Raw genomic sequence first — 21487 nt, forward strand, 5'->3', positions numbered from 1 at the left:
AATTAAGATTACTCTCCGCGTAAAACAAGAGCAGGATCAACATCCACAGTCGCCCTTACCGGAAAGAGGGATGCAATAATAGTGATAACTATGGAAGAAATTACGGTAAAAGGAGCCAGCCTTACGGGAAAGGAAACCTCTCTTGCAAAAACGCTTATACTTACATTATTTGCAAATAAGTAGCCGAGGCCTATTCCTAAAATACCGCCCATAAGCCCAAGCATAACCGCTTCTCCCAAAAAATCTATAACAACACTTTTATTGGAAGCACCTAAAGCTTTTTTTAAACCTATTTCTTTTCTGCGTTCCACCACTACTGCCATCATAGTAGTGGTTACACATATCATAGTCAAAAACAAAACAATAATGGTAACAATCCAAACAAGGGCCTGTAGTTTACTTAAAACCGTATCCTGAGATTCGGTAACACGCTTAACAAGACGGGGAGTAATACCTTCCGCATTTTTTAAAACTTTTTCGGCAACCGAATTAAGATAGTCCCTATTTCCGTCAATACTGCACTCAATTACATCGAAGGCATCATTATAGCCTATAATATTTTTTATATCCTCAAGGCTCATAAAGATAAACTCTTCTTCGACACCACCTGTTGTAACGATGCCTGAAACTTTGAATTCGTTTACGGTTACATCTCCGTCAGGTTTTGGAGTATTTACAATAAAATTGTCTCCTACGGATAAGCCTATAGCCATACTTATTTCATGACCTATTAAAACTTCTTTTTTTTCTTTAGGCCATTGTCCTCTCACAAGCCAATAGGGACTATTGTTCTTTGCACTTATAAGATCGGTAGCAGCTATCATATAAGGCTGTTCGTTTACCTTTGCAGGTTTATAAATATAAGGAGCAAAACCTACAAGTTTTTCAGAGTCAATTTCTTTTTTAATTTTATCTATCTGATCTTTTCTTATTTTCGTATCGCTTTCGGAAGGCAAAAATATCATATTTGCCCCGTATGAGCGGAACACCGTTCCCATTTGACGCGGAATGTCGTAGTAAATAGTCAATAAGCCCGATAAAACGGTTGCACCGATTGCAATAGCCAGTAAAGCCACCAACATTCTTGAACGGCGCCGCAATAAAGAACTCATTATCATTTTAAAATACATCTTATTTTTAGTCATATCTTACATCCTTAACACCTTGAACTGGAACATTTATTTTCCGTGTAAAACTTCCGTAGGATTTAGTTTTAATAAATATCTTACAGACGGAAGACTTCCTAAAAGGGTAATCAAAAAAATAATAAGAACCACAATAGGAATGACCATGGGGGCAGGCGGAATTGCAGAGCCGAAAACGCTTCGGCCTATTATTTGCGTTAAGCCCAATCCTATAAAATATCCGGCTGTTCCTCCTATAATTCCTATTACCATAACCTCCGTTAAAACCGAAACGGTAACGGCAATGTTGCTTGCACCTATGGCTTTTTTTAAACCGATTTCCGTCCTTCTATCCATAACGCTGGCCGTTACCAAGTTTGAAATGCCAAGAGCCGAAGCAATCAAACTTAAAATAGTAATTAAAAGCATTAACAAGGTTGTCTTATTTAAGATAGCTCCTTCGGATTCGGCCACCTGTCTTATCGGCTTTGCAACCGCATCCGTTATAACCTCCTGAATCTGATAACAAATACTGCTTACATAGGCAGTACAATACCATATTTCCATTTCTTTTATCGTTAAACTTAAAGGACTTCTTGCAGCCTTTCTTGCCAAATCATTGTCGGGAGTTGTCAAAGCACTTACCTCAATACTTTCGCAAACATTTGTCTTTCCTAAAAATTCTTGAGCGGTATGTAATGTAGTAAAAATTACCTCATCTTCATTGCTTCCCGAATTAAAAATTGCGGAAACTTTTAAGGTTTTAGATGCTGCAGCACTTGTAAGTTTGATCTCATCTCCTACTTTTAAGTTATTCCTTCCTGCAAAAAGACTTCCTACCATGCATGAAGAATTATCATCATCCGAAACCCAGTTTCCGTTTACTTCCCACCAAGTACGCATCCTTCTTATTCCGGTTATAACTTCCTGCCCGGTATGAAGATCTATTTTAAAATCAAACCATGTACCCGACAGGCGCACGGGTTTATCCCCCCCGTCATAGTTTACTTGCACATTTAAAAAAGGTGCATAATCGACAATATTGTATGCCCAAAATATGGTTTTAATTTTATACAATTCATCTTCTTTTAAGAATTTTTTTGTATTTCCCGACTCTTCACCGTAAATATCATCCAAAAGAGAAGATTCCTTATGGGCAACATTGATATTAGCTCCATAGGTTTTAAGCTCTTGGTTTACCTTATCCCCTACACCAAGCATTGTGTTAAGCATCGAGGTTGAAAGACTTGCACCTAGGGCAATGGTAAAAGCTATCATTACCATTTTTCCCTTTTGTCTAAAAAGGGCACCCGCTATCATTCTCCAAAACATATCTCCTCCAATATCTATAAACAGTGAGGCAGAATTCCTGCCGAGCTGTTTATCATATCTCCTATAAAAACTTTCCTTAAAATTCGACAACCGTAGAAATCTTCAGATTTCGAAGCTGTCGAATTCCGCCGTTTCGTAACGTCAGTAAGAAACGGCATACAATAAGCGACGTTTGCCTGCAAGGCAAACTCGACAGCGTTTTTAGACAATGCCAACTGCATTGTCTAAAATAAGCCTCCTATTTATTTAAAACGATGAGCCTCGGACTCAAGGTCTGATATTTTTATTTTAATATTCCCGGCATGTACAATATAAGGAATCGGAACCGGATTACATCCTCCGGGAAAACCTATCGTAGCCTTATTCATAACTACATCGCAAAGTTTACAGATTACCTCATTATTCCGCTCAAAATAACCGCTTGGACCGCAGATATCGCAGGCGTCAAGGCCTACACCGTAAGAGCCTTCACTTTTTTTTATGGCAATAAAACGCATACTGATTCCTTGTTCCGTTATATATTCATAACGGTGGAGTCTATCATCCTCCAACTGCTCTAAAGAAATAACAGCCATACCGTCTTCAATAGTATAATTTTCAGGCGGAGATAAAGGAACTTCTCGGTCTACATAAAAGCGCAAAAAAGACAAAGAAAAAACCGAAATCAATAAAAGACTTAAAGAAAATCTAGCCCACCTTTTTGCATTCCTTTTTTTTGCTTTTATTTTTCTTAATTCGGCATTATTATTGTACGGTTCGGTAATTTTAATATTTTTTTTCCATAAAAGAATTGGAGCAAACATTATAAACACAATAACGGCAAAGATAAAAAAGTTTCCGTTATTTACTACGCTTGCAATAAACCAAAAAATAAAATCATTCCGCGGAATTATCCTTAAAGAATACAAACGTTGTAGTATAACCACAATTTGAGTTATCCCTAAAATACAAAGAGAAGCTATTACGGTAACTTTTAATTCAATATCGGATAACTTTATTAAGGTTTTATAAATTGAAAGACTTGCAAGAATAATAAAAACTATTCCGAGTAAGTAACCTATAAGTCTGTATAAAACGAGGGTACTTACAGCACTTTCCCCGTAATTAACTAAGGTAGTGGAAAGAGTTATTATGACAGGAAGATAATAAAATATCGTTGCTGCCGTATATAAAAAAAACTGCTGTGCTGAAGAAATTTTCATACAATAAAGAATTTTTTGTTTTAAACAGCAAAAGAAAAATTAAAATTAAAAAAAATATACTGACGGGAATCATCGACCAAAAGGCAAAGTTAGTTCTATTTATGTAATTAGGAATAGATCTTAATATTGCAGAAACAATGCTGCCGATAAATCCTGTGAGTATACTTAATAAAATAATATACCGTTTTTTTTCGGGCCTTTGGGTTCTAAATGAGGCAAAAACAACTGCAAGGACTAAAGCGAATCCAATGCCTGCTTCAATAACCCTTATATAAAATTTTAAAATGATGCACCTCCCAAAAACAAAAACGTCAAAAGTAACCGCCGAAGTTTTAGCTTCGGCGGTTACAAATTGAATGAGTAATTAGTATTATACTACTACTTGGACAAGTTTACCACTGAGGTCCTGCCCATTCAAAATCTTTCCATTCAACAACGATGGGTTCCGTCCAGAAGCGTCCGGTAACACCTGTTTCTTTATCAACATGGAGAAGATAGTCATTTCCCGGTGCCTTAATTTCAAACTTGATATTGTACTTGCCTAAGCCTTCTTCAAATTTTACGTTAGCACCATAGTGAGGTCCGTCGCTGGCATTCATCGGCATAAATGCAACTTCCTGTACCTTTGAAGAACCTACTTTTTGGATGTAAGCCTTAACGTGTAAGTAAGGAACAAAGTCGCCTGCACCGTAACCCAATGTTGAACCTTTATCATTGGCGGCAATATCGGCTTCCATGTGGCAATCGGCTTCGTTCTTTGACAAGCTGTTACCGGCAGGCTCCATATCTACAGGTTGAAAATAAACACCTGCAACCGTTAATATTCCGGCATCCTGCTCATCGCCGATGGGGAACTCATCAAATCCTGCAGCACCTTCTTCTTCGGGTTTCGGAGCAGCAGGTTTTTCTGCAACGGCTTCAGGCTTTTTTTCCTGAACCGTTTCATTTTTTTCGCATGATGTAATTACAAAAGCAATTGCAAGCAATGCAAAAATACAAGATAAAGTTTTTTTCATTTAAAAACTCTCCTTTTATATTTAATTTTTTTGGCCCAAATTAATTATTCTCGCCTTCTTTTTTCTTTAATTCGGCAAGAATCTTTTTATTTTTTTTGACATATAAACTGGAAAATACAATAATAGCAACTAACACGATTATTTGAGGTATTAAACTTTCATAAGTTGCATATATGCCTAAAAAATCCAACTCAAAACTTTGCATCCACGGAATTATGGTCTTACTTACCACACCTGCAGCCTGCAATTCCGAAACACCCTTTCCGGTAAATGAAAAACAAAGTATGTACATCAAAATACTTGTTACCGTAAAAAACGGTTTTAAGGGCAGTTTTACACTTAAAAATCTAAAGGCAAGGAAAACACCTGCCAAAATTACTACGGATAATACGACAGCTAAAATCATAGCTCTTTGGCCGCTTGCACCTTGAACGGGAACACCTTGAAAAAACAAAATAAGCTCGGCTCCTTCCCTTGCAACGGCAATAAAGGCGGCAAAAATCAAGACCCACTTATTACCGGTCGATACCGAAGACTCAACCTTCTTTTGAATATATCTTTCCCATGCTTCAGTTTCAGACTTTGAAATCATCCAGTTGCTTACATAGAATAAAACTATTACGGCAACAAACATTCCTATGCCTTCAAAAACTTCTTGAGCTATGCCGCTTTGTGCACCTGCCAATAAACCGAATAAAAAGGCTAAAAGTATACTTACAAGAATACCTGCAAGAGCTCCGATGTAAACGGAAGATATATACTTCTTTTTTCCGGTTTTTACAAGGTAAGCGATAATAGCAGCTATAACCAAAATAGCTTCCAAGCCCTCACGCAATACAAGAACAAAGCATGAAATAAAGGTAGCAACGGCAGCCGATTTTCCGCTTTCCCCCTTGTCATTGGAAGTACCGTCAAGTTCGGCTGCATCATGGTAGAGCATTGCAATAAGAGCATCCTTATGTGCTCTTATCATTTCGCTATCCTTATCGCTTTTTACGTTTTTTCTGTACTCATAAAAAGCGTTTTCAACAGCTGTCTTACGTGCACCGGAAAGGTAGCTCATCGTTATCTTTTCCATTCCCTTGGATTCGTAATATCTAAAATAAGCGGCATTTACCTCATCATAAGCTTCACGGGTTTTACCCTGTGTATACAATTCGTAGGCATTATTCAGTCGGATTTCCATTTTTTCGACTATTTTAGTCCAAGAACTCAAATCTTCTTTTTCTGTTGCAAAAAGAGATAAACAAAGAGAAAACAATAAAAAAAACACCAAAAGCCTTTTTGAGCCTTTCTTTATTACTTCCATAATAACTCCAAAATTGTAATAGATAACTTACTACGTAAGTATACTTACTCAAATAAAAAATGTCAAGTATCGCATACATATTTAAAAAATAAATTTCAAAAAAATACCGCAAAAAATGCCTCTTTTTAAGGCAATTTTAAGGTGCTGGAGCACAGGTGCTGGAGCACTGATTGATAAAATAGGTATACTATGGTATGGTTATAATAAAATAGGTCTCGGAGGAAAAAATGAAAATTTTTAAAAATTTTTGGGAAGCGGCTTTGGTTTGTTTACTTGCACTCGGTCAAGCAGCATTGGATGCTTCCTTTTCTCTTATTCTTGCCCGCTTAGCCGATATTGCAAATACCGGTACACTCGAAACACTCCTCAAATTTTTGGCAGTATGTGTTATCTATGTACTATTTTTGATTATAATTACCTACATAGTTAAGAATTACTTTCATAAGATTGTATGTCAGTATATGCTTAGATATAAAAATGCGGTTTATTCATCGGCTCTCCTTACAAAATACGGAGAAAATGTAGATTCCGGTGAATATATAAACGCCTTAACAAATGATGCAATGCAAATCGAGACGCTCTATATTACTTCCTTTTTGACCGCTCTGCAGCAAATATTTCATTTTATATGCGGCACGGTTGTCGCTATCACAATTCACCCCTTATTGTTTGTTTTAATTTTTGTTTTCGGCTGCATATCGGCGGCATTTATGAAAGCAAGAAGCAAGGCGATGGTACAAGCTACTGAAATTTTATCAAAGGATAATGAAGCCTATGCACAAAATCTTAAGTCTCACTTAGAAGCTAATTTGCTTTTACGGATGGAAGACTTATTGGGCTGGTCTCAAAGGCTGATTTTTAAAAGTACCGATACGGCTTTGTCGTCTCACAGAAAACAAAAACAGGCAATGACAAAAACGGAAATAACGATGATGAGTATAGGCCTTCTTGCGACAATTATCGTTATGGGTACCGCTGCGGTTTTATCAATTTACAAAATAGTTTCTATCGGAGCGGTACTTGCTGCCGGCAGTTTAATCGGAGCAATTACTTCGCCTATCGGAGAACTGGGACGGTTATACACAAATTACAAAGCAGGAAAAGAATTAAATAATAAAATTAAAAATAAGTTTCATCTAAGCGATGCGGAAGTGAATTTCGATACCGGCAATGCTGTGCATAAAATACACATTGAACACATTAGCGTATCGGATTTGAATTTTTCAGTTGAAGAAAAACACATTTTAAAAAATATCAACTTTAATTTTGAAGGTGGAAAAAAATATGCGGTTGTAGGTCAAGCCGGTTCAGGGAAAAGTACGCTTTTAAAACTGATCGCAGGTATTTTAGATTCCGGCTCACACATTACATACAATGGAAAAATTTTAAGTACTTCTGAAATTTTTGATAACATCTGCTATATTCCGCAAAACATCACAATTTTAGAAGACACGCTTGAAAAAAATATTTTCCTCAATAAAAAAGATTGTTCCGGCAGCATCATAGAAAAACTAGCTTTAAACGAATTGGCAAAAAAACGGAAAGCTGACGGTAATAAGATTGATTCGACCGTTTCAGGCGGCGAAAAACAAAAAATTGCAATGGCTCGTGCATTAGTAAAAGATGCTTCAGTTTTTCTACTTGACGAATTCAATTCCGGTTTGGATAATTACAGCATTAAACTTATCGAAGACATAGTTACGGCACAAAAAGATAAGCTCGTTATTTTTATCACACATCGGTTAAATCCTGAAACCCTAAAAAAATGTGATGAGATTATTTATATGAAAGACGGCAAAATTGCAGAACACGGAAACTTTTCCGCCTTGCTGGAAAATAAAAATTCTCTATTTAAAAAATTTTATGAGAACGATGCCGAAAAAATCAGTTAAGGTCCACTAAAATCAACAACCCCGACGCAGAGCATTAGGGTACAATGCTAAATGTTTCGCATTGTATGTTCTTATAAGGTGGTTGCAGTCGGCTCATGTAATTTACGCAGATTCTTTTTTCAGCTTACCGTTATCCATCCGGTAAATATTGCTTTTCTTTTCTAAAATTTCCGAATCGTGGGTTACAATCAAAACGGCAGTTCCCATCTTGTTTACATTATACATAAGGCTCATAACCTGTTTTGCCGTTTCAGTGTCAAGATTCGCCGTAGGTTCGTCTGCAATGAGTAATTTTGGAGAATTCATAAGAGCCCTTGCTATCAGCATTCTCTTTATTTCTCCCCCGGATAAATTTTGAGGCATCTCATTCTTTAAATCGGCAATATCCATCAAATCCAAAAGACTTAAAGCCCTTCCTTCACTGTCGCCGTCCCTGGTAAATAAAAAAAACGGAACCCTTACATTATCAAATACCGAAAGGTTCGGCAAATACGTTAAAAACTGCGGAACAAAGCCTATTGACTCGTTGCGGTAAAAACTCTTATCGGTATCGTTCATAGATGAAATATCCTTATCTTCAAAAAAAACCTGCCCTTCAGTAGGATCTAAAATACCTGATATCAAATTAAGAAAGGTTGTTTTTCCTGAACCCGAACGCCCTACAATAAATACAAAGTCGGACGATTCAATGTTAAAGTCAACATTTTTTACGGCAAAAAAAGAGTTCTTACCTCTGGCAAAGGATTTGGAAAGAGATTTTGTTTTTAAAAGCATAAGTCTCCTCAGTTATGTTTTTCTTTACGCGAAAGAAAAACATAAACAATGCTTACTGTAATCAAAGCAATAGCCAATAAAATAACTATAGGCTTTGTGTAAACATTGCAGTTCATATTTAAGTTCTTACATGTGCCTATAACAAGAGTTTCAAGCAAAATGAGGCTGCCCCCGATTCCTATATTGTATACGGATATTCCGAAACGGGATTTTTTACAAATAAAAAAAGCAAGGCCGGATAAGGTAATCAGACCGCCCAACAGTCTTACAGCTTCTCCCATCCAATGGCATTTCATAAAACTGCCGTCAGCCTTAGGAGAGCACACATGCGCAAATCCGAACGGAGCAAATAAAACCAATAAGCCGATTATAATAATGAAAATGCTGAATATGTATCTTTTCATTTTTTTCCTAAGTCTATAAAAATTTAAAACACAATCTTGAGTATATACACATCAAAAAAAATGTCAACCCCATATTACATAAACAATCTTATTTTTATATAAAAACCGGCAAGGTTTTTATATTTACCCTCATATTGACTTCAATAATTTTTTATTATATAATACGCCGAATATGGATGTTTTCGATATTATAGGCCCGATTATGATAGGGCCGTCCAGCTCACATACGGCAGGAGCCGTCAGAATCGGCTATTTAGCAAGAGTGCTTCTCGCAGAACCGGCTGTAAAAGCAAAAGTTTATCTGCACGGTTCCTTTGCCTACACCTATAAAGGACACGGTACCGATAGGGCAATTGCAGCAGGTATTATGGGAATGAAACCTGAAAACGAGCGTATAAGAAACAGCCTAACCCTTGCAAAAGAACAGGGCTTGGATATATCCTTTGAACCTATAGATATTCCTAATGCTCATCCTAACACTGCCTTAATTGAGCTGACAGGGATTGACGGAAAAGAGCTTTCCGTTCAAGGCTCCTCCATAGGGGGCGGGAATATCGTAATTACCAAAATAAACGGAAAATCGGTAGAAATTAGCGGTAAAAGCCCTACAATGGTAGTGGAATATCAGGATATTCCGGGAAGAATAGCTGCAATAACAAGTGTAACGGCAAAATACAAGATAAATATTTCGCAAATTCATATAGGCAGGGACTATCGAGGAGGAACCGCTACAATGTGCCTTCAAATGGACGGTTTAAGCGTCGGTCCCGAATTAAAGGAAGAGATTTTGCAAATAGAACACATCTACAATGTCATCCTGATTCAGCCGGTATAATTTTAAAAGGATTAAGCAATGAAAACAATAGAGTATAAAAAAATAGAAGACCTTATACAAAAGGCATCGGAAAATTCTGTAAGAATTTCGGATATTATTTTAGAAGACCAAAGCTCAGCCCTTGAAGAAACTAAGGAACACTGCTTTGAAAGAATGCAGGAGCATTTAAACGTGATGCTTGAAGCAATCGACAAAGGCACAAATCCGGATATACGCTCAACAAGCGGTCTTACAGGCGGAGATGCCTACAAAATATACGAACGATCGGAAAACGGAAAAGCCCTCTGCGGCCCCCTCCTTGCAAACGGAATAAGAATGGCTATGGCCGTTTCGGAATTAAACGCTTCAATGGGAAAGATAGTGGCAGCTCCCACTGCCGGTTCCTGCGGTATTCTTCCAGGTGCAATCGGAGCAGTCCTAAAAACAAAGGATGTAAAAAAAGAAGATGCCGTTATGTCTTTGTTTACGGCTGGAGCTATCGGGATGGTTATAGCTAACACGGCTTCCATTTCTGGAGCTGAAGGAGGATGTCAAGCGGAATGCGGTTCTGCTTCCGCCATGGCAGCAGGAGCTATAGTAGAAATGTGCGGAGGAAGCCCTGAAATGGTAGGCCATGCGACGGCTATTGCCCTTAAATGTATCTTAGGTCTTGTATGCGATCCTGTAGCAGGCTTGGTTGAAGTTCCTTGCGTAAAAAGAAATGCATCAGGTGTAAGTTTGGCTTTTACGGCAGCGGAGCTTGCCTTAGCAGGAATCAAAAGTGCTATTCCGGTAGATGAGGTTATAATTGCCATGAAAAAGGTCGGAGATTCTATGCCTTCATCCTTGCGTGAAACGGCCGAAGGCGGCCTCGCCTGCACAGCTACAGGTAAAAGGCTCCAAAAAGAAATATTCGGACAAAATTTACAATCTTAAGGAAACTTTCTTCAAGCTGACTTTTTTAAAGGCTCCCAAAAACTTTTTAAAAGTAAAAGTTATTTTTCAGTCTTTTCAACAATGTAGGTAAGCCCTTCACGCTTTAGCACCTTTACTACTGATCCTCGAGGAATTTCTTCCGAAAGGGAGCGGGCATTCCATGTTGTACCTTTATACTTTATTCTTCCTTCTTTATTATGAAAAACCGTTTCAATAACATCTGCAAATTCATCATCGGGCTGACTTTTCTTTTTATCGGGATAAAAAACAGTTCCTTTAAAAACAGGAGTGAATTTTTTACGCAAAAAAATCAAAGAAAGGACTGAAAATGCAATGAAGATTATTATTTGAAGCCAGAGAGCTTGGTTAATAAAAGGAATTAAACTGAAAACAGAAGTAAAAATAGCCCCAAAACCGAAGAAGATAATAACAAGACCGGGAATTATAAGTTCCAAGCCTATGCAAAGAACACCAACCAAAAGCCATATCGACCACCATCCCATAAATTACCTCCTAGAAAAAGCATAAGCACGAGAAAACCCGTGCTTAGCCTATAAAGACAATCAGTCTTTAATATTGTAGCGTTTTTTAAAGCGATCAATTCGTCCTGCAGTATCAACAAGCTTTTGTTTTCCTGTAAAAAAAGGATGACACTGCGAGCAGATTTCAACCTTGATATCTTTGGCTGTGGAACGAGTATTTATTACGTTTCCGCAAGCACAGGTAATGGTTGTTTCTTCATATTTCGGATGAATATCTTTTTTCATACAAACCTCCCAAGGTAGTGTTATAATATACAATATTTAGTCTTTTTGTGCAAGACCGGCATTCATTGATTTTAAAAAAGCTTCGTTATTCTTACTTTTATTCATTCTATCGATTAAAAATTCGATAATATCGGCATCATCCATTGAACTGATGAATTTGCGTAATATCCACATAAGCTGCATTTCAGCTTCGGTTAATAAAAGCTCTTCTTTTCGAGTTCCCGAGCGCTTTATATTGATTGCCGGGAATAAGCGGCGGTCTGAAAGTTTTCTGTCCAGGTTTACTTCCATATTGCCGGTTCCTTTAAATTCTTCAAAAATAACCTCATCCATTTTGCTTCCGGTTTCAATAAGAGCTGTAGCTATTATCGTTAAACTTCCGCCTTCTTCGATATTTCTTGCAGCACCGAAAAAACGCTTGGGTTTATGGAGAGAGTTTGAATCCACACCGCCTGATAGTACCTTACCCGAAGTAGGCATAGTCTGGTTATAAGCCCTTGCTAAACGTGTAATTGAGTCTAATAGAATAACAACATCCCTTTTGTGTTCTACAAGGCGTTTTGCCTTTTCAAGTACCATTTCAGCAACTTGGACGTGACGGGTTGCCTGTTCATCAAAGGTAGAAGAAATAACTTCCGCATTTACCGTACGCTCCATGTCGGTAACTTCTTCAGGGCGCTCATCTATCAAAAGAACTATGAGATAAACTTCAGGATGATTGGCAGTAATTGCGTTGGCTATTTTTTGAAGCATTATCGTTTTTCCCGTACGAGGAGGAGCTACAATCAATCCCCGCTGTCCCTTTCCTATAGGACAGAACAAGTTCATAATTCTAGTAGATATTTCCTGAGTAGTTGTTTCAAGGTTTAATTTTTCTCTAGGATAAAGAGGCGTAAGGTTATCAAACGGAATTCGGCGCTGGGATTTTGCAGGCTCATCAAAGTTGACCGTTTCTACTCTTAAAAGGGCAAAATATCTTTCGCCCTCTTTTGGTGAGCGGATTTGACCGTAAACAGTATCTCCCGTTTTAAGGTTAAAAAGCCTTATCTGACTGGGAGAAACGTAAACATCATCCGTTCCCGTTAAATAGCTGTTTTGAGGCGAGCGTAAAAAACCGTACCCGTCGGGAAGTGTCTCTAAGGAGCCTGAAGCAAAAATACTACCGCCTTGATTGGTATGATTTTTGAGAATATGATAAATAACATCCTGTTTTTTCATTAAGGACAGCTCATCTTCAGGCACACCGTATTTTACAGCCATATCTCTTAAATCATGCATACGCATCTTTGTAAGATCATTTATAATGATTTTAAAAGAAGTATCTGGTTCAGGGATAATTTCATCTTTTTCATCTTGTATATCCCTAGGTAAGCGTTTTTTTGCAGGCAGGCTTGTTTTTTTTGCAGGCTTGGTTTCAACTTCATCAGAAGAATTTACCGTTCTTTTTCTTCCTCGTGAACGGACAACAACTTTTTTTTCAAGAATTTCATCGTCTGCTTCTTTGTTTTGCTCAATTCTTGTTTGTTCTACAGCAGCTTGAATCTCATTTGCCGTATTAACAGATAGGTCATCAGTCTGTTCATCGGATGTACTAATAACCAAATCTTCATTAGAGTTGCTCCCCGTATCAAACAAGGAATCCTCAGAAACTTGCGGCAAAGCTTTTCTCTTTCTTATTGTCATCGGATTTTTCTCCTCTGCTCGTAACTTAAATATATCATTCTAAAATTCAGTATTCGGCCAAAGGAACCGAAAAAGATATGTAAAAATGATGAATTGTTACTATTGACTAGATTTTTAGCTTAACAAATTTATTTTTTTTGTCAAGTAAAGCTTTTTTAGTTTTAAAATTGCTAAAAAATACCCCCGATATTATCGAGGGTATCCATCTCCTAGGGGAATTGAACCCCTGTTGTCGGGATGAAAACCCGATGTCCTAACCACTAGACGAAGGAGACAAGGTAAAACGCATAGCGTTGAAACGCATCGCGTTGCTGGAATTGGACTATACCATATTTTTATAATTATGTCAAGTAAAAATTAGAGCAAAATTACATAAATTGTCAAGAATTTAGCCTATATTTCTTATCAAATCAGGTCTTAAAACCTCGGCTCCGCCGATATAAACAGGCTGCGGACTTCTCCTAGAATAATAATAAATTAAAATCCTAATAGTTTTGGGTAAACTGTCTTCCATGCAAGGTTCTAAAGCACAAAACAGGGCTGTGTTTTTGGCAAAACCCCGTTTACGTAAAGCCGTTGCAGGATTTAAGGCCTTTATGTCACAGGTAACCGTAAATTGTATTGAAACCATGTTTTTTTCAGATATGGAATTTTCTTTTAATATTTGGCTATAAAGATTTACAACCGCCGAAGATATACCGGCTTCACTGTCTTCACAGCATACGGCCCCGCGCACTGCTCTTAATTTTTTTATCAAAGTCATTTTTATTTAAATCTTTAACTAACAGCACTTACAAAAGCACTGCAACAGCACTGCACAAGCACTGCACTTTGCTTATTAACAAAATGCAGTGCCTCAAAACTAATTATTTTTTAGCAGGTTGTTTAGCCGCTTTAGCTTTTGTTTTTTCGGAAGACTTTGAAGTTTTAGCAGCCTTTGCCGGTTCTTTTGCACCGGTCTTAGGTTTCAAAGCTTCAACTTCGGCCTGAGCTGCAGCAAGCCTTGCTATAGGAACACGTAATGGCGAGGCTGAAACATAGTCCATTCCTGCCTTACAGAAAAACTTAACCGAATTTAAGTCTCCTCCGTGTTCACCGCAAACGCCGATTTCCAAGTGTTTTTTAACTTCCCTTCCCTTTTGAATAGCGGAAGCTACCAGCATACCGACCCCTTCTTGATCCAAGGACTGGAAGGGATCAGCCTTAAATACGCCGGCCTTGTTTTCATCTACATATTCAGGTAAGAATTTACCGGCATCGTCACGGCTTATACCGATAGTCATCTGTGTAAGGTCATTTGTCCCGAAGGAGAAAAATTCAGCATATTCTGCAATTTTGTCTGCAAGAAGGGCGGCTCTCGGAGTTTCAATCATAGTTCCGACCATGTATTTAAGTTTTTTATCCTTAGCCTTTTTCTCTATTATGTCATCTGCTACCTTGCGTACTTGTTTTTCCAAAATCTTAAATTCCTTTGCATCTATTGTAAGAGGAATCATTATTTCGGGTAAAACATCTATTCCTTTCTTTTGAACCGTGCAGGCTGCATTTATAATGGCGGTAACCTGCATCTCAAGAATTTCAGGATAGGTGATGCTCAAACGGCAGCCCCTGTGTCCCAACATAGGATTAGCTTCGGTAAGCTGATCTACGCGGTTTTTAACGCTGGCAAAACTTATATTAAGCTTTTCGGCTAGTTTTTGCTGGCCTTCCTTATCATGAGGAACAAATTCGTGTAAGGGCGGATCTATTAAGCGGATTGTTACGGGATAACCGTTCATAGCTTTAAAGATGCCTTCAAAATCCTTTGTCTGATATGGAAGCAGTTTTTTTAAAGCCTTTTCTCTTGCTTCCTTGTTTTCGGCAATAATCATCTCGCGGATTGCCTCTATTCGGTTTTCATCACTAAAGAACATATGTTCTGTTCGGCAAAGACCTATACCTTGAGCACCATGTCCTATAGCGATCTTTGCATCTTCGGGTGTATCCGCATTTGTTCTTACTTTAATTTTGCGGATTTGATCAACCCATTCCATAATTTTTTTATAGGCTGCAGGAGGTTTAGGCGTAATTAAGGGTAATTCGCCCTTATAAACAGCACCCTTTGAGCCGTCCAAGGTTATATAATCGCCTTCTTTTAAGACAATGCCCTTGGCCGAAATTTCCTTTTTTTCATAGTCGATTCTTAAATTCTCGCAGCCTACTATACAGCATTTACCCCAGCCTCTTGCTACAACAGCTGCATGGCTGGTTTTTCCGCCGGTTGCGGTTAGAATACCCTCTGCCGCATGCATACCGCCTACATCTTCGGGGCTTGTCTCATGGCGCACTAATACGGCTCTTTTTCCGTCCTTTGAAGCAGCCTCTGCAGCTTCTGCCGAAAGACAAATTATACCGCAGGCAGCACCGGGAACGGCGGGAATACCGTCAACAAGGTGAGAGCTTTTTATTTCGGCGGCTTTAGAATAATCCAAGGCCTTGTAGAAGACGCCTTCAATATCCGAAGCCTTAATACGGGCAACAGCATCTTCCTTTGTTATAAGTTTTTCTTCAACCATATCTACAGCCATCTGGAAGGCTGCCGCAGGAAGTCTCTTACCGGTTCGGCACTGGAGCATGTATAATTCTCCCTCCTCAACGGTAAATTCCATATCCTGCATATCCTTATAATGCTTTTCAAGTATTTTGCGGGCATCGCAAAGTTTTTTATAAGCGGCGGGATCCTTTTTTGCGAATACATCCAGTTTAATAGGAGTTCTGATTCCTGCAACAACATCTTCTCCTTGTGCATTAAACAAATATTCGCCGTAAAAATCGTTTTTACCGGAATTCGGGTCGCGTGTAAAACAGACTCCCGTGCCTGAATTATCTCCTTTGTTTCCGAAGACCATCTGCATAACGTTTACAGCCGTACCTCTGATACCTACAATGTTTTCAACCCTTCTGTAAGTAACAGCCTTATCGGACATCCAAGAACCGAATACGGCTCCGATAGCTCCCCAAAGCTGCTTTATAGGATCTTGCGGAAAAGTAGATTTTATTTCTTTTTCATAGAGCTTTTTAGATCTGTCAATAACTTCTTGTAATTCGGGTTCATTAACATCGGTATCCGAAACCTTTGCCGTTTGAGCAAGATTAAGGCGTTTTTTTGTCTTTTTTTCTTTTACGTCATCAAAAATTTTATCGAATTTTTCCCGTTCAATATTCATTGCCGTAGAACCGTACATCAAGATAAACCTACGGTAAGCATCCAAGGCAAACCTTAAATTTCCCGTCTTTTCGGCCAAACCTTGAACGGATTGGTCGTTTAAACCTAAGTTCAAAATTGTCTCCATCATTCCGGGCATCGAAACGGGAGCTCCCGATCTAACCGAAACCAAAAGAGGATCTTTTTTGTCCCCAAGTTTTTTTCCGGTAATTTTTTCCAGTTTTGAAAGATAAGATTCGACTTGAGTTTTTAGTTCTGCAGGATATTTTCTGTTATTTTTATAATACTCTTCGCAAACCTCGGTTGTAATAGTAAATCCTGCAGGAACGGGAAGGCCTATAGCCGTCATTTCGGCCAAACCGGCACCCTTGCCTCCCAAGATATCTTTCATAATACCATTACCTTCGGCGCTACCTCCGCCAAAAAAATATACATATTTTGACTTTGCCATTGCATTGTCCTCCTTGAACATTGAACAATTATTACAATATATTGATATATTGTATCTTGTATAATATCAATTGTCAATGTATAATCATAGTAATTATGAAAAAAAATCTTAAGTATTATTTATTTTTATTTATAACAGCAGCGGTTTTTATTTTAAATTCCTGTAATTCAACTGAAATTCCGGAATCGAAATTACCTAAAAAAGAAGATGATATAAGCAAACTTATTTTAAGCTTTTCAGGTGATATTATGGCTCATGATGTCAATTTTAAAATGAAAGACTATAATCGAATTTACGATGATGTCAGGGATATTCTTTTAAATGATGATTTGAGCTTTGGAAATGTGGAAACACCGGTCTGTGAAGAAAGGCCTCTTTCAACCTTTCCATGTTTTAATATACATAAAGATTATCTAAAGGCTGCGGTGGATGGGGGCTTTGATGTCTTTTCCTTTGCCAATAATCACACCAATGATCAAGGTATTCAAGGAATAGATGGAACAATTAAAAGTTTTAATGCTTTAAAAGACGAGTACAAAAATAAGGAAATTTTTTCTTCGGGTTTAAAAAATAAAGAGGATGAAGATTTTAAACCTGTCTTAATCGAAAAAAAAGGCTGGAAGATTTTATTTTTATCCGTAACGGAGCTGATAAACTCACACGGCAAATCAAAGAATAGGCTTTATTACTCCGAGCCCACAAAGGCAGGAAGGGAAAAACTTCTTTTATCCATAAAAAAAATGAGGGAAGAAAATCCTTGCGATGTTTTTATTCTATCTCTTCATCTAAACGAAGCGGAATACGGTCTTAAAGTTTTAGAGAGTAAAAAGGCATGGTTTAAAGCTTTAGCCGCCGCCGGAGTAGATGTAGTTTGGGCTCATCATCCCCATGTTTTACAGGATTGGGAGCTTTCAGAGGTGGAAATCTTAACCGATGATTCCAAAAAAGATATTATTCAAATCAATAAAGGAGAGAATAATGAACCTCTTGATTCTTTGCTCACACATAAAAAAAATGCTTTTTTTATGTACTCTATGGGAAATTTTATTTCAGGCCAAAGGTGGAAGGTAAACTACGCCGATCCGGCCTATTACAGGGAATACACGGGAGATTCAATAATAATGCAGTTAAGCTTAAAAAAAAATCAACGGCATCTTGCAGTCAGAAATGGACGCTGCCCCTATTTTAATTACAAACTATAATGAAAAAGATGCACCCGTAATAAAACGCTTTACACAAGAATGGGTTGAGAGTCTTCCTGAAAAAGAAAAGGCCTATTATCTTAAAAGGCTTGAACTTATGAGGGCATACTTACCTAAGTTAAAATAAAAAGTTTAGATAAAACTTACATTAAGGCCTTATATTTTTCGGCCAAAGCTTTTGCCTTTACGTTTGCAAGGCCTCGGTAACGTTCAGGGTTTGCAAAAAACTCTTCAGGCTTATCAAAGTTAAGCTCTTTTAGTCTAGCCGTAACAAGGGCAAATACCTTTTCTTCGGCTTTTAAGGCCTCATAAAAACTTAACTTTTGATTTTCGGCAGCAAGGGTAATCTTACGTATTACCTCATGCGCATCGGAAACACCGCATTCCGCCAAAAGGATATAAGCGGGCTCAGCCATAACGCCTCCCCTAACCTTTCCGCCGCCCTGTAAAAGGTTTTTAAGCATGTTTTCCCTATCGGCCTGTAAGCCCTTCAATATTGAATTCATTCGGTTAAAGGCTAATGCAAGACCTGTAAGATAATCGGCTATAAACCTCTGGCTTGCAGAGTTGGATAAATCCCTTTGGTGCTCCGAGATTTGGTCCATATAAAAACTCATCACGCGCGGAGAAAAGGTCTTCCACAAGCTTTTCACATGCTCGGAATTCCACGGGTTACGTTTTTGAGGCATGGTGGAAGAACCTACCTGTGTTGCACTAAAATATTCAAAAACCTCCCCTATCTCGGTTCTTTGCAAATTGCGTAAATCGTCTGCAAGGTTTGCAATTATGCCGAAGGAAATATTTGCTTCAAGAAGGAGGCGGAGCATGTATTCGGGCTCCACAAGCTGATGAGAATATTCGGAAGGCTTTAAACCGAGGTAATCAAGATAGATTTTTTCAAATCGCATTGGATCGGAAACTATTAAAGAAGCCGCATTATAGGCCCCTACGGCTCCGGCAAATTTTCCGCGTAAATCTTTTACAAGCTCTTCCATTTTTAAAATCGACTTGCCTAAACGGGCTACATATTCTGAAACGGCGTAACCGAAGGTAATAGGAACCGCATGCTGACCGTGAGTACGCCCGACCTGAGGCGTTTCAGCCTCTCTTTCAGCTATATCGCAAAGCAAAAGCTCGGTTTTCTTTAAAAGAGGAATTATTACCTTTATGACAGCATCCCTTATCCTCATAGAAAAGGCCGTGTCGAGGATGTCGGCACTGGTAGCCCCAAGGTGAACCAAAGGAGCGATATTTTCCGGAACTTTTTTCTTTAAGACATTTACCAAGGCTCTTATATTGTGCTGGGTCTTATGTTCTTCTTCATAAACTTCGGAAGGATCGATATTTAAGGCAATATCGTCCAATGTTTTTTCAAGCTCGCTGCTCAGTTTTGGAAGTAAAGAGCCTTTTTTTTCTTCTGCGATTTTAAGATGAGCCTTTACGAGAGCCATTTCGGCCATGGCACAATAAACGATACCTGCTTCTTCCGATAAAAAAACCGACAGTTCATCATAAAGACCTCCTTGCGGAAGGGAATAACGGTGATCTATCGGCGATATATTTTTAAAAATACTTCTAGTTTCCATATCCGATATAATGACCTAAAGAAGATGTTTAGTCAAGCGGTTTAAAATCGGCTTATACAAGTTTTATTCATCATAAGAACTAGGAGCATCAACACTATCTTTGAGCAGTTTTTAACCTTTTCTACTTTTTTGATTCTAAAAAGACTGTTCACCGACTTTGGTAAGATTTGTACAGCCGTAAAAAGCCTCTTCACCGATTTCAATACGATTTGTACAAGCAGAAAAGTCTACTTTTGCTAACTTAATACATCCGGAGAAAGCCCATTCACCGATTACGGTAAGATTTGCAGGTAAGCGGACCTCAGCTAAGCCGGTACAACCGTCAAAAGCCCATCCTTCGATTTCGGTAACGGTATCAGGTATGAAAATCTGTGTAATGCCTCCGGCGGCACATATAAGTTTTTTCATATTTCTTGTGTATATCACATTATCCTTACTGTAATAGGTTGTATTTTCCGGGGCGACTATCAACTTACGTAAATTGCCACAATCTGCAAAAGCCCCTTTACCTATTGAGTTGAGGCTTGCAGGTAAGCGGACTTCAACTAAACCTGTACAGCCGTCAAAAGCCCAGTAACCGATTTTAGCAAGACTTGCAGGCAAGCGGATTTCAGTTAAGCCGGTACAGCCTAAGAATGCCCATCTGCCAATGTCTACAAGACCTGTACAGGCAGAAAAATCGATTTCCGTTAAAGCAGTACAATCATAAAAAGCATTCTCAGCAATTTTTTTAACCTCGGGAGGAAGCACAAGCTTTCCTTGCAGTTTTGTTTTATCGGTAATTCCGGTAAGCGTACCGTCTTTATCGATAACCAGTAAGGGGTTATTTTGTGCTTCTAATTCTTTAAGCCTTGCTTGAGCCTCAGCCAGTCCCTGATCCGCAGCTTTCCCAAACCATTCGGCAGCTTTTTTATAATCTTTTTTTACTCCTATTCCTTGATAATACAGCCAGCCGAGACTAAACTGTCCTTCAGCATCCCCTTTTTCAGCTGCTTTACGGTGCCAGTAGACGGCTTTTTCATCATTTTGCTGAACTCCAACACCATTGTGATACATCCAGCCGAGTTTATTCTGAGCCTTAGCCAGTCCTTGTTCCGCTGCTTTAAGGTACCATTCAGTGGCTTGTTCATGATCTTTTGCAAGGCCTAGACCATCGTAGTACATATTTCCAAGATTAAACTGAGCCTCTGCAAGTTCCTTTTCAGCAGCCTTACGATACCAATAAACGGCTGACTCATAATTTTGATCTATTCCTCGTCCTGTTTTATACATAAAACCAAGATTATTCTGTGCCTCAGAAAGTTCCTGTTCAGCGGCTTTACGGTACCAGTAGACGGCCTGTTTATAATTTTGCTCTACACCCCATCCTTCCTTATACATAAACCCAAGACTGTTTTGTGCCCATGCATGTTCTTGTTCAGCGGCCTTGCGGTACCAGTAAAAGGCTTGTTTATAACTTTGCTCTACGCCCTTTCCTTCTAAAAACATATCTGCGAGATTGTTCTGAGCTAATATATGCTCTTGTTTGGCTGCTTTAGTATACCAGTATGCCGCCGTTTCGTAATTCTGAGTTACACCCTTACCCTCAAAATATAGGCCGGCAAGTTTGTTCTGTGCTTCGGCAAGTCCTTTTTCAGCTTCTTGCTGAAGTGCCCGTATTTCATCAGTTTCATCTGCAGTAAGAGGGCTTACACATAACAACGGCAGCATAAATACTACCGTCATAATAAAAACCTTTATAAAGATTAATTCTTTTTTCTTTATTTGTTTCATTTTAAACACTCCCCAAA

The 21487-nt window shown here is 38.4% G+C and carries 16 protein-coding genes, 1 tRNA gene and 2 pseudogenes; 4 read left to right on the top strand and 15 right to left on the bottom strand.

From position 1 onward, the window contains the following. Positions 1–8: 8 nt before the first annotated feature. The 5 genes from JO40_RS11140 to JO40_RS11165 all read right to left on the bottom strand — a co-directional run bounded on the left by JO40_RS11140 (position 9) and on the right by JO40_RS11165 (position 5983). Entirely contained in the window at positions 9–1145 is a 1137-nt protein-coding gene (locus tag JO40_RS11140) for an ABC transporter permease (protein WP_044979395.1), read from the bottom strand. Positions 1146–1178: 33 nt separating this feature from the next. Beyond that, entirely contained in the window at positions 1179–2456 is a 1278-nt protein-coding gene (locus JO40_RS11145) for an ABC transporter permease (protein ID WP_044979396.1), read from the bottom strand. Between the two features lie 242 nt (positions 2457–2698). Then, positions 2699–3658: a Fe-S-containing protein gene (locus JO40_RS11155; protein ID WP_245608867.1), complete on the bottom strand. Its 960-nt coding sequence runs from the start codon at positions 3656–3658 to the stop codon at positions 2699–2701. Positions 3659–4050: 392 nt separating this feature from the next. Continuing rightward, positions 4051–4674: an iron transporter gene (locus tag JO40_RS11160; RefSeq protein WP_044979398.1), complete on the bottom strand. Its 624-nt coding sequence runs from the start codon at positions 4672–4674 to the stop codon at positions 4051–4053. Between the two features lie 40 nt (positions 4675–4714). After that, entirely contained in the window at positions 4715–5983 is a 1269-nt protein-coding gene (locus JO40_RS11165; protein WP_044979399.1) for an FTR1 family iron permease, read from the bottom strand. 227 nt (positions 5984–6210) lie between these two features. Here JO40_RS11165 and JO40_RS11170 point away from each other — a divergent pair, with 227 nt between their 5' ends. Then, the gene (locus JO40_RS11170; RefSeq protein WP_044979400.1) at positions 6211–7875 is read left to right on the top strand and encodes an ATP-binding cassette domain-containing protein; all 1665 of its coding nucleotides are present in this window, start codon (positions 6211–6213) and stop codon (positions 7873–7875) included. 102 nt (positions 7876–7977) lie between these two features. On the opposite strand, the gene JO40_RS11175 is transcribed toward JO40_RS11170, so the two are convergent. Next, complete coding sequence (locus JO40_RS11175; RefSeq protein ID WP_044979401.1) at positions 7978–8649, bottom strand: ABC transporter ATP-binding protein; 672 nt, start codon at positions 8647–8649, stop codon at positions 7978–7980. An 8-nt stretch (positions 8650–8657) separates the two neighbouring features. Further along, complete coding sequence (locus JO40_RS11180) at positions 8658–9053, bottom strand: DUF4418 family protein (protein ID WP_044979402.1); 396 nt, start codon at positions 9051–9053, stop codon at positions 8658–8660. A gap of 172 nt (positions 9054–9225) precedes the next feature. Here JO40_RS11180 and sdaAB point away from each other — a divergent pair, with 172 nt between their 5' ends. Continuing rightward, the gene (gene sdaAB / locus JO40_RS11185) at positions 9226–9888 is read left to right on the top strand and encodes an L-serine ammonia-lyase, iron-sulfur-dependent subunit beta (RefSeq protein ID WP_044979403.1); all 663 of its coding nucleotides are present in this window, start codon (positions 9226–9228) and stop codon (positions 9886–9888) included. Between the two features lie 18 nt (positions 9889–9906). Then, complete coding sequence (gene sdaAA, locus JO40_RS11190) at positions 9907–10803, top strand: L-serine ammonia-lyase, iron-sulfur-dependent, subunit alpha (RefSeq protein WP_044979404.1); 897 nt, start codon at positions 9907–9909, stop codon at positions 10801–10803. A 59-nt stretch (positions 10804–10862) separates the two neighbouring features. Here sdaAA and JO40_RS11195 read toward each other — a convergent pair whose 3' ends face one another. From JO40_RS11195 to ppdK, 6 genes and pseudogenes are all read right to left on the bottom strand, one after another. Beyond that, the gene (locus tag JO40_RS11195) at positions 10863–11306 is read right to left on the bottom strand and encodes an NfeD family protein (RefSeq protein WP_044979405.1); all 444 of its coding nucleotides are present in this window, start codon (positions 11304–11306) and stop codon (positions 10863–10865) included. A 60-nt stretch (positions 11307–11366) separates the two neighbouring features. Continuing rightward, complete coding sequence (rpmE, locus tag JO40_RS11200) at positions 11367–11570, bottom strand: 50S ribosomal protein L31 (protein ID WP_044979406.1); 204 nt, start codon at positions 11568–11570, stop codon at positions 11367–11369. Positions 11571–11606: 36 nt separating this feature from the next. Beyond that, positions 11607–12872, bottom strand: a pseudogene (rho, locus tag JO40_RS11205) (transcription termination factor Rho); the annotation flags it as partial. Positions 12873–13456: 584 nt separating this feature from the next. Further along, positions 13457–13528, bottom strand: a tRNA-Glu gene (locus JO40_RS11210). A 113-nt stretch (positions 13529–13641) separates the two neighbouring features. Then, positions 13642–14016: a chorismate mutase gene (gene aroH, locus JO40_RS11215; protein WP_044979409.1), complete on the bottom strand. Its 375-nt coding sequence runs from the start codon at positions 14014–14016 to the stop codon at positions 13642–13644. Between the two features lie 103 nt (positions 14017–14119). After that, positions 14120–16909, bottom strand: coding sequence for a pyruvate, phosphate dikinase (gene ppdK / locus JO40_RS11220; protein WP_044979410.1), 2790 nt, complete (start codon positions 16907–16909; stop codon positions 14120–14122). Positions 16910–17004: 95 nt separating this feature from the next. Between ppdK and JO40_RS11225 the strand changes: the two are divergent. Further along, positions 17005–18238: pseudogene (locus JO40_RS11225) on the top strand (CapA family protein). A 16-nt stretch (positions 18239–18254) separates the two neighbouring features. On the opposite strand, the gene JO40_RS11230 reads toward JO40_RS11225, so the two are convergent. Beyond that, on the bottom strand, positions 18255–19697 hold the full coding sequence (locus tag JO40_RS11230) for a lyase family protein (protein WP_044979411.1): 1443 nt from the start codon (positions 19695–19697) through the stop codon (positions 18255–18257). 135 nt (positions 19698–19832) lie between these two features. After that, the gene (locus JO40_RS12920) at positions 19833–21470 is read right to left on the bottom strand and encodes a leucine-rich repeat protein (protein WP_049992365.1); all 1638 of its coding nucleotides are present in this window, start codon (positions 21468–21470) and stop codon (positions 19833–19835) included. Positions 21471–21487: the final 17 nt, after the last annotated feature.

Source organism: Treponema putidum, from assembly GCF_000755145.1.
Classification (GTDB): Bacteria; Spirochaetota; Spirochaetia; order Treponematales; family Treponemataceae; genus Treponema_B; species Treponema_B putidum.

What these genes read in the sequence shown, in the direction of transcription:
- JO40_RS11160 (WP_044979398.1), bottom strand. Translation starts at nt 4,674, where the DNA reads ATGAAAAAAACTTTATCTTGTATTTTTGCATTGCTTGCAATTGCTTTT.
- JO40_RS12920 (WP_049992365.1), bottom strand. Translation starts at nt 21,470, where the DNA reads ATGAAACAAATAAAGAAAAAAGAATTAATCTTTATAAAGGTTTTTATT.
- JO40_RS11155 (WP_245608867.1), bottom strand. Translation starts at nt 3,658, where the DNA reads ATGAAAATTTCTTCAGCACAGCAGTTTTTTTTATATACGGCAGCAACG.
- sdaAB (WP_044979403.1), top strand. Translation starts at nt 9,226, where the DNA reads ATGGATGTTTTCGATATTATAGGCCCGATTATGATAGGGCCGTCCAGC.
- JO40_RS11145 (WP_044979396.1), bottom strand. Translation starts at nt 2,456, where the DNA reads ATGTTTTGGAGAATGATAGCGGGTGCCCTTTTTAGACAAAAGGGAAAA.
- JO40_RS11140 (WP_044979395.1), bottom strand. Translation starts at nt 1,145, where the DNA reads ATGACTAAAAATAAGATGTATTTTAAAATGATAATGAGTTCTTTATTG.
- JO40_RS11170 (WP_044979400.1), top strand. Translation starts at nt 6,211, where the DNA reads ATGAAAATTTTTAAAAATTTTTGGGAAGCGGCTTTGGTTTGTTTACTT.
- JO40_RS11230 (WP_044979411.1), bottom strand. Translation starts at nt 19,697, where the DNA reads ATGGAAACTAGAAGTATTTTTAAAAATATATCGCCGATAGATCACCGT.
- rpmE (WP_044979406.1), bottom strand. Translation starts at nt 11,570, where the DNA reads ATGAAAAAAGATATTCATCCGAAATATGAAGAAACAACCATTACCTGT.
- aroH (WP_044979409.1), bottom strand. Translation starts at nt 14,016, where the DNA reads ATGACTTTGATAAAAAAATTAAGAGCAGTGCGCGGGGCCGTATGCTGT.
- JO40_RS11180 (WP_044979402.1), bottom strand. Translation starts at nt 9,053, where the DNA reads ATGAAAAGATACATATTCAGCATTTTCATTATTATAATCGGCTTATTG.
- JO40_RS11195 (WP_044979405.1), bottom strand. Translation starts at nt 11,306, where the DNA reads ATGGGATGGTGGTCGATATGGCTTTTGGTTGGTGTTCTTTGCATAGGC.
- JO40_RS11165 (WP_044979399.1), bottom strand. Translation starts at nt 5,983, where the DNA reads ATGGAAGTAATAAAGAAAGGCTCAAAAAGGCTTTTGGTGTTTTTTTTA.
- JO40_RS11175 (WP_044979401.1), bottom strand. Translation starts at nt 8,649, where the DNA reads ATGCTTTTAAAAACAAAATCTCTTTCCAAATCCTTTGCCAGAGGTAAG.
- ppdK (WP_044979410.1), bottom strand. Translation starts at nt 16,909, where the DNA reads ATGGCAAAGTCAAAATATGTATATTTTTTTGGCGGAGGTAGCGCCGAA.
- sdaAA (WP_044979404.1), top strand. Translation starts at nt 9,907, where the DNA reads ATGAAAACAATAGAGTATAAAAAAATAGAAGACCTTATACAAAAGGCA.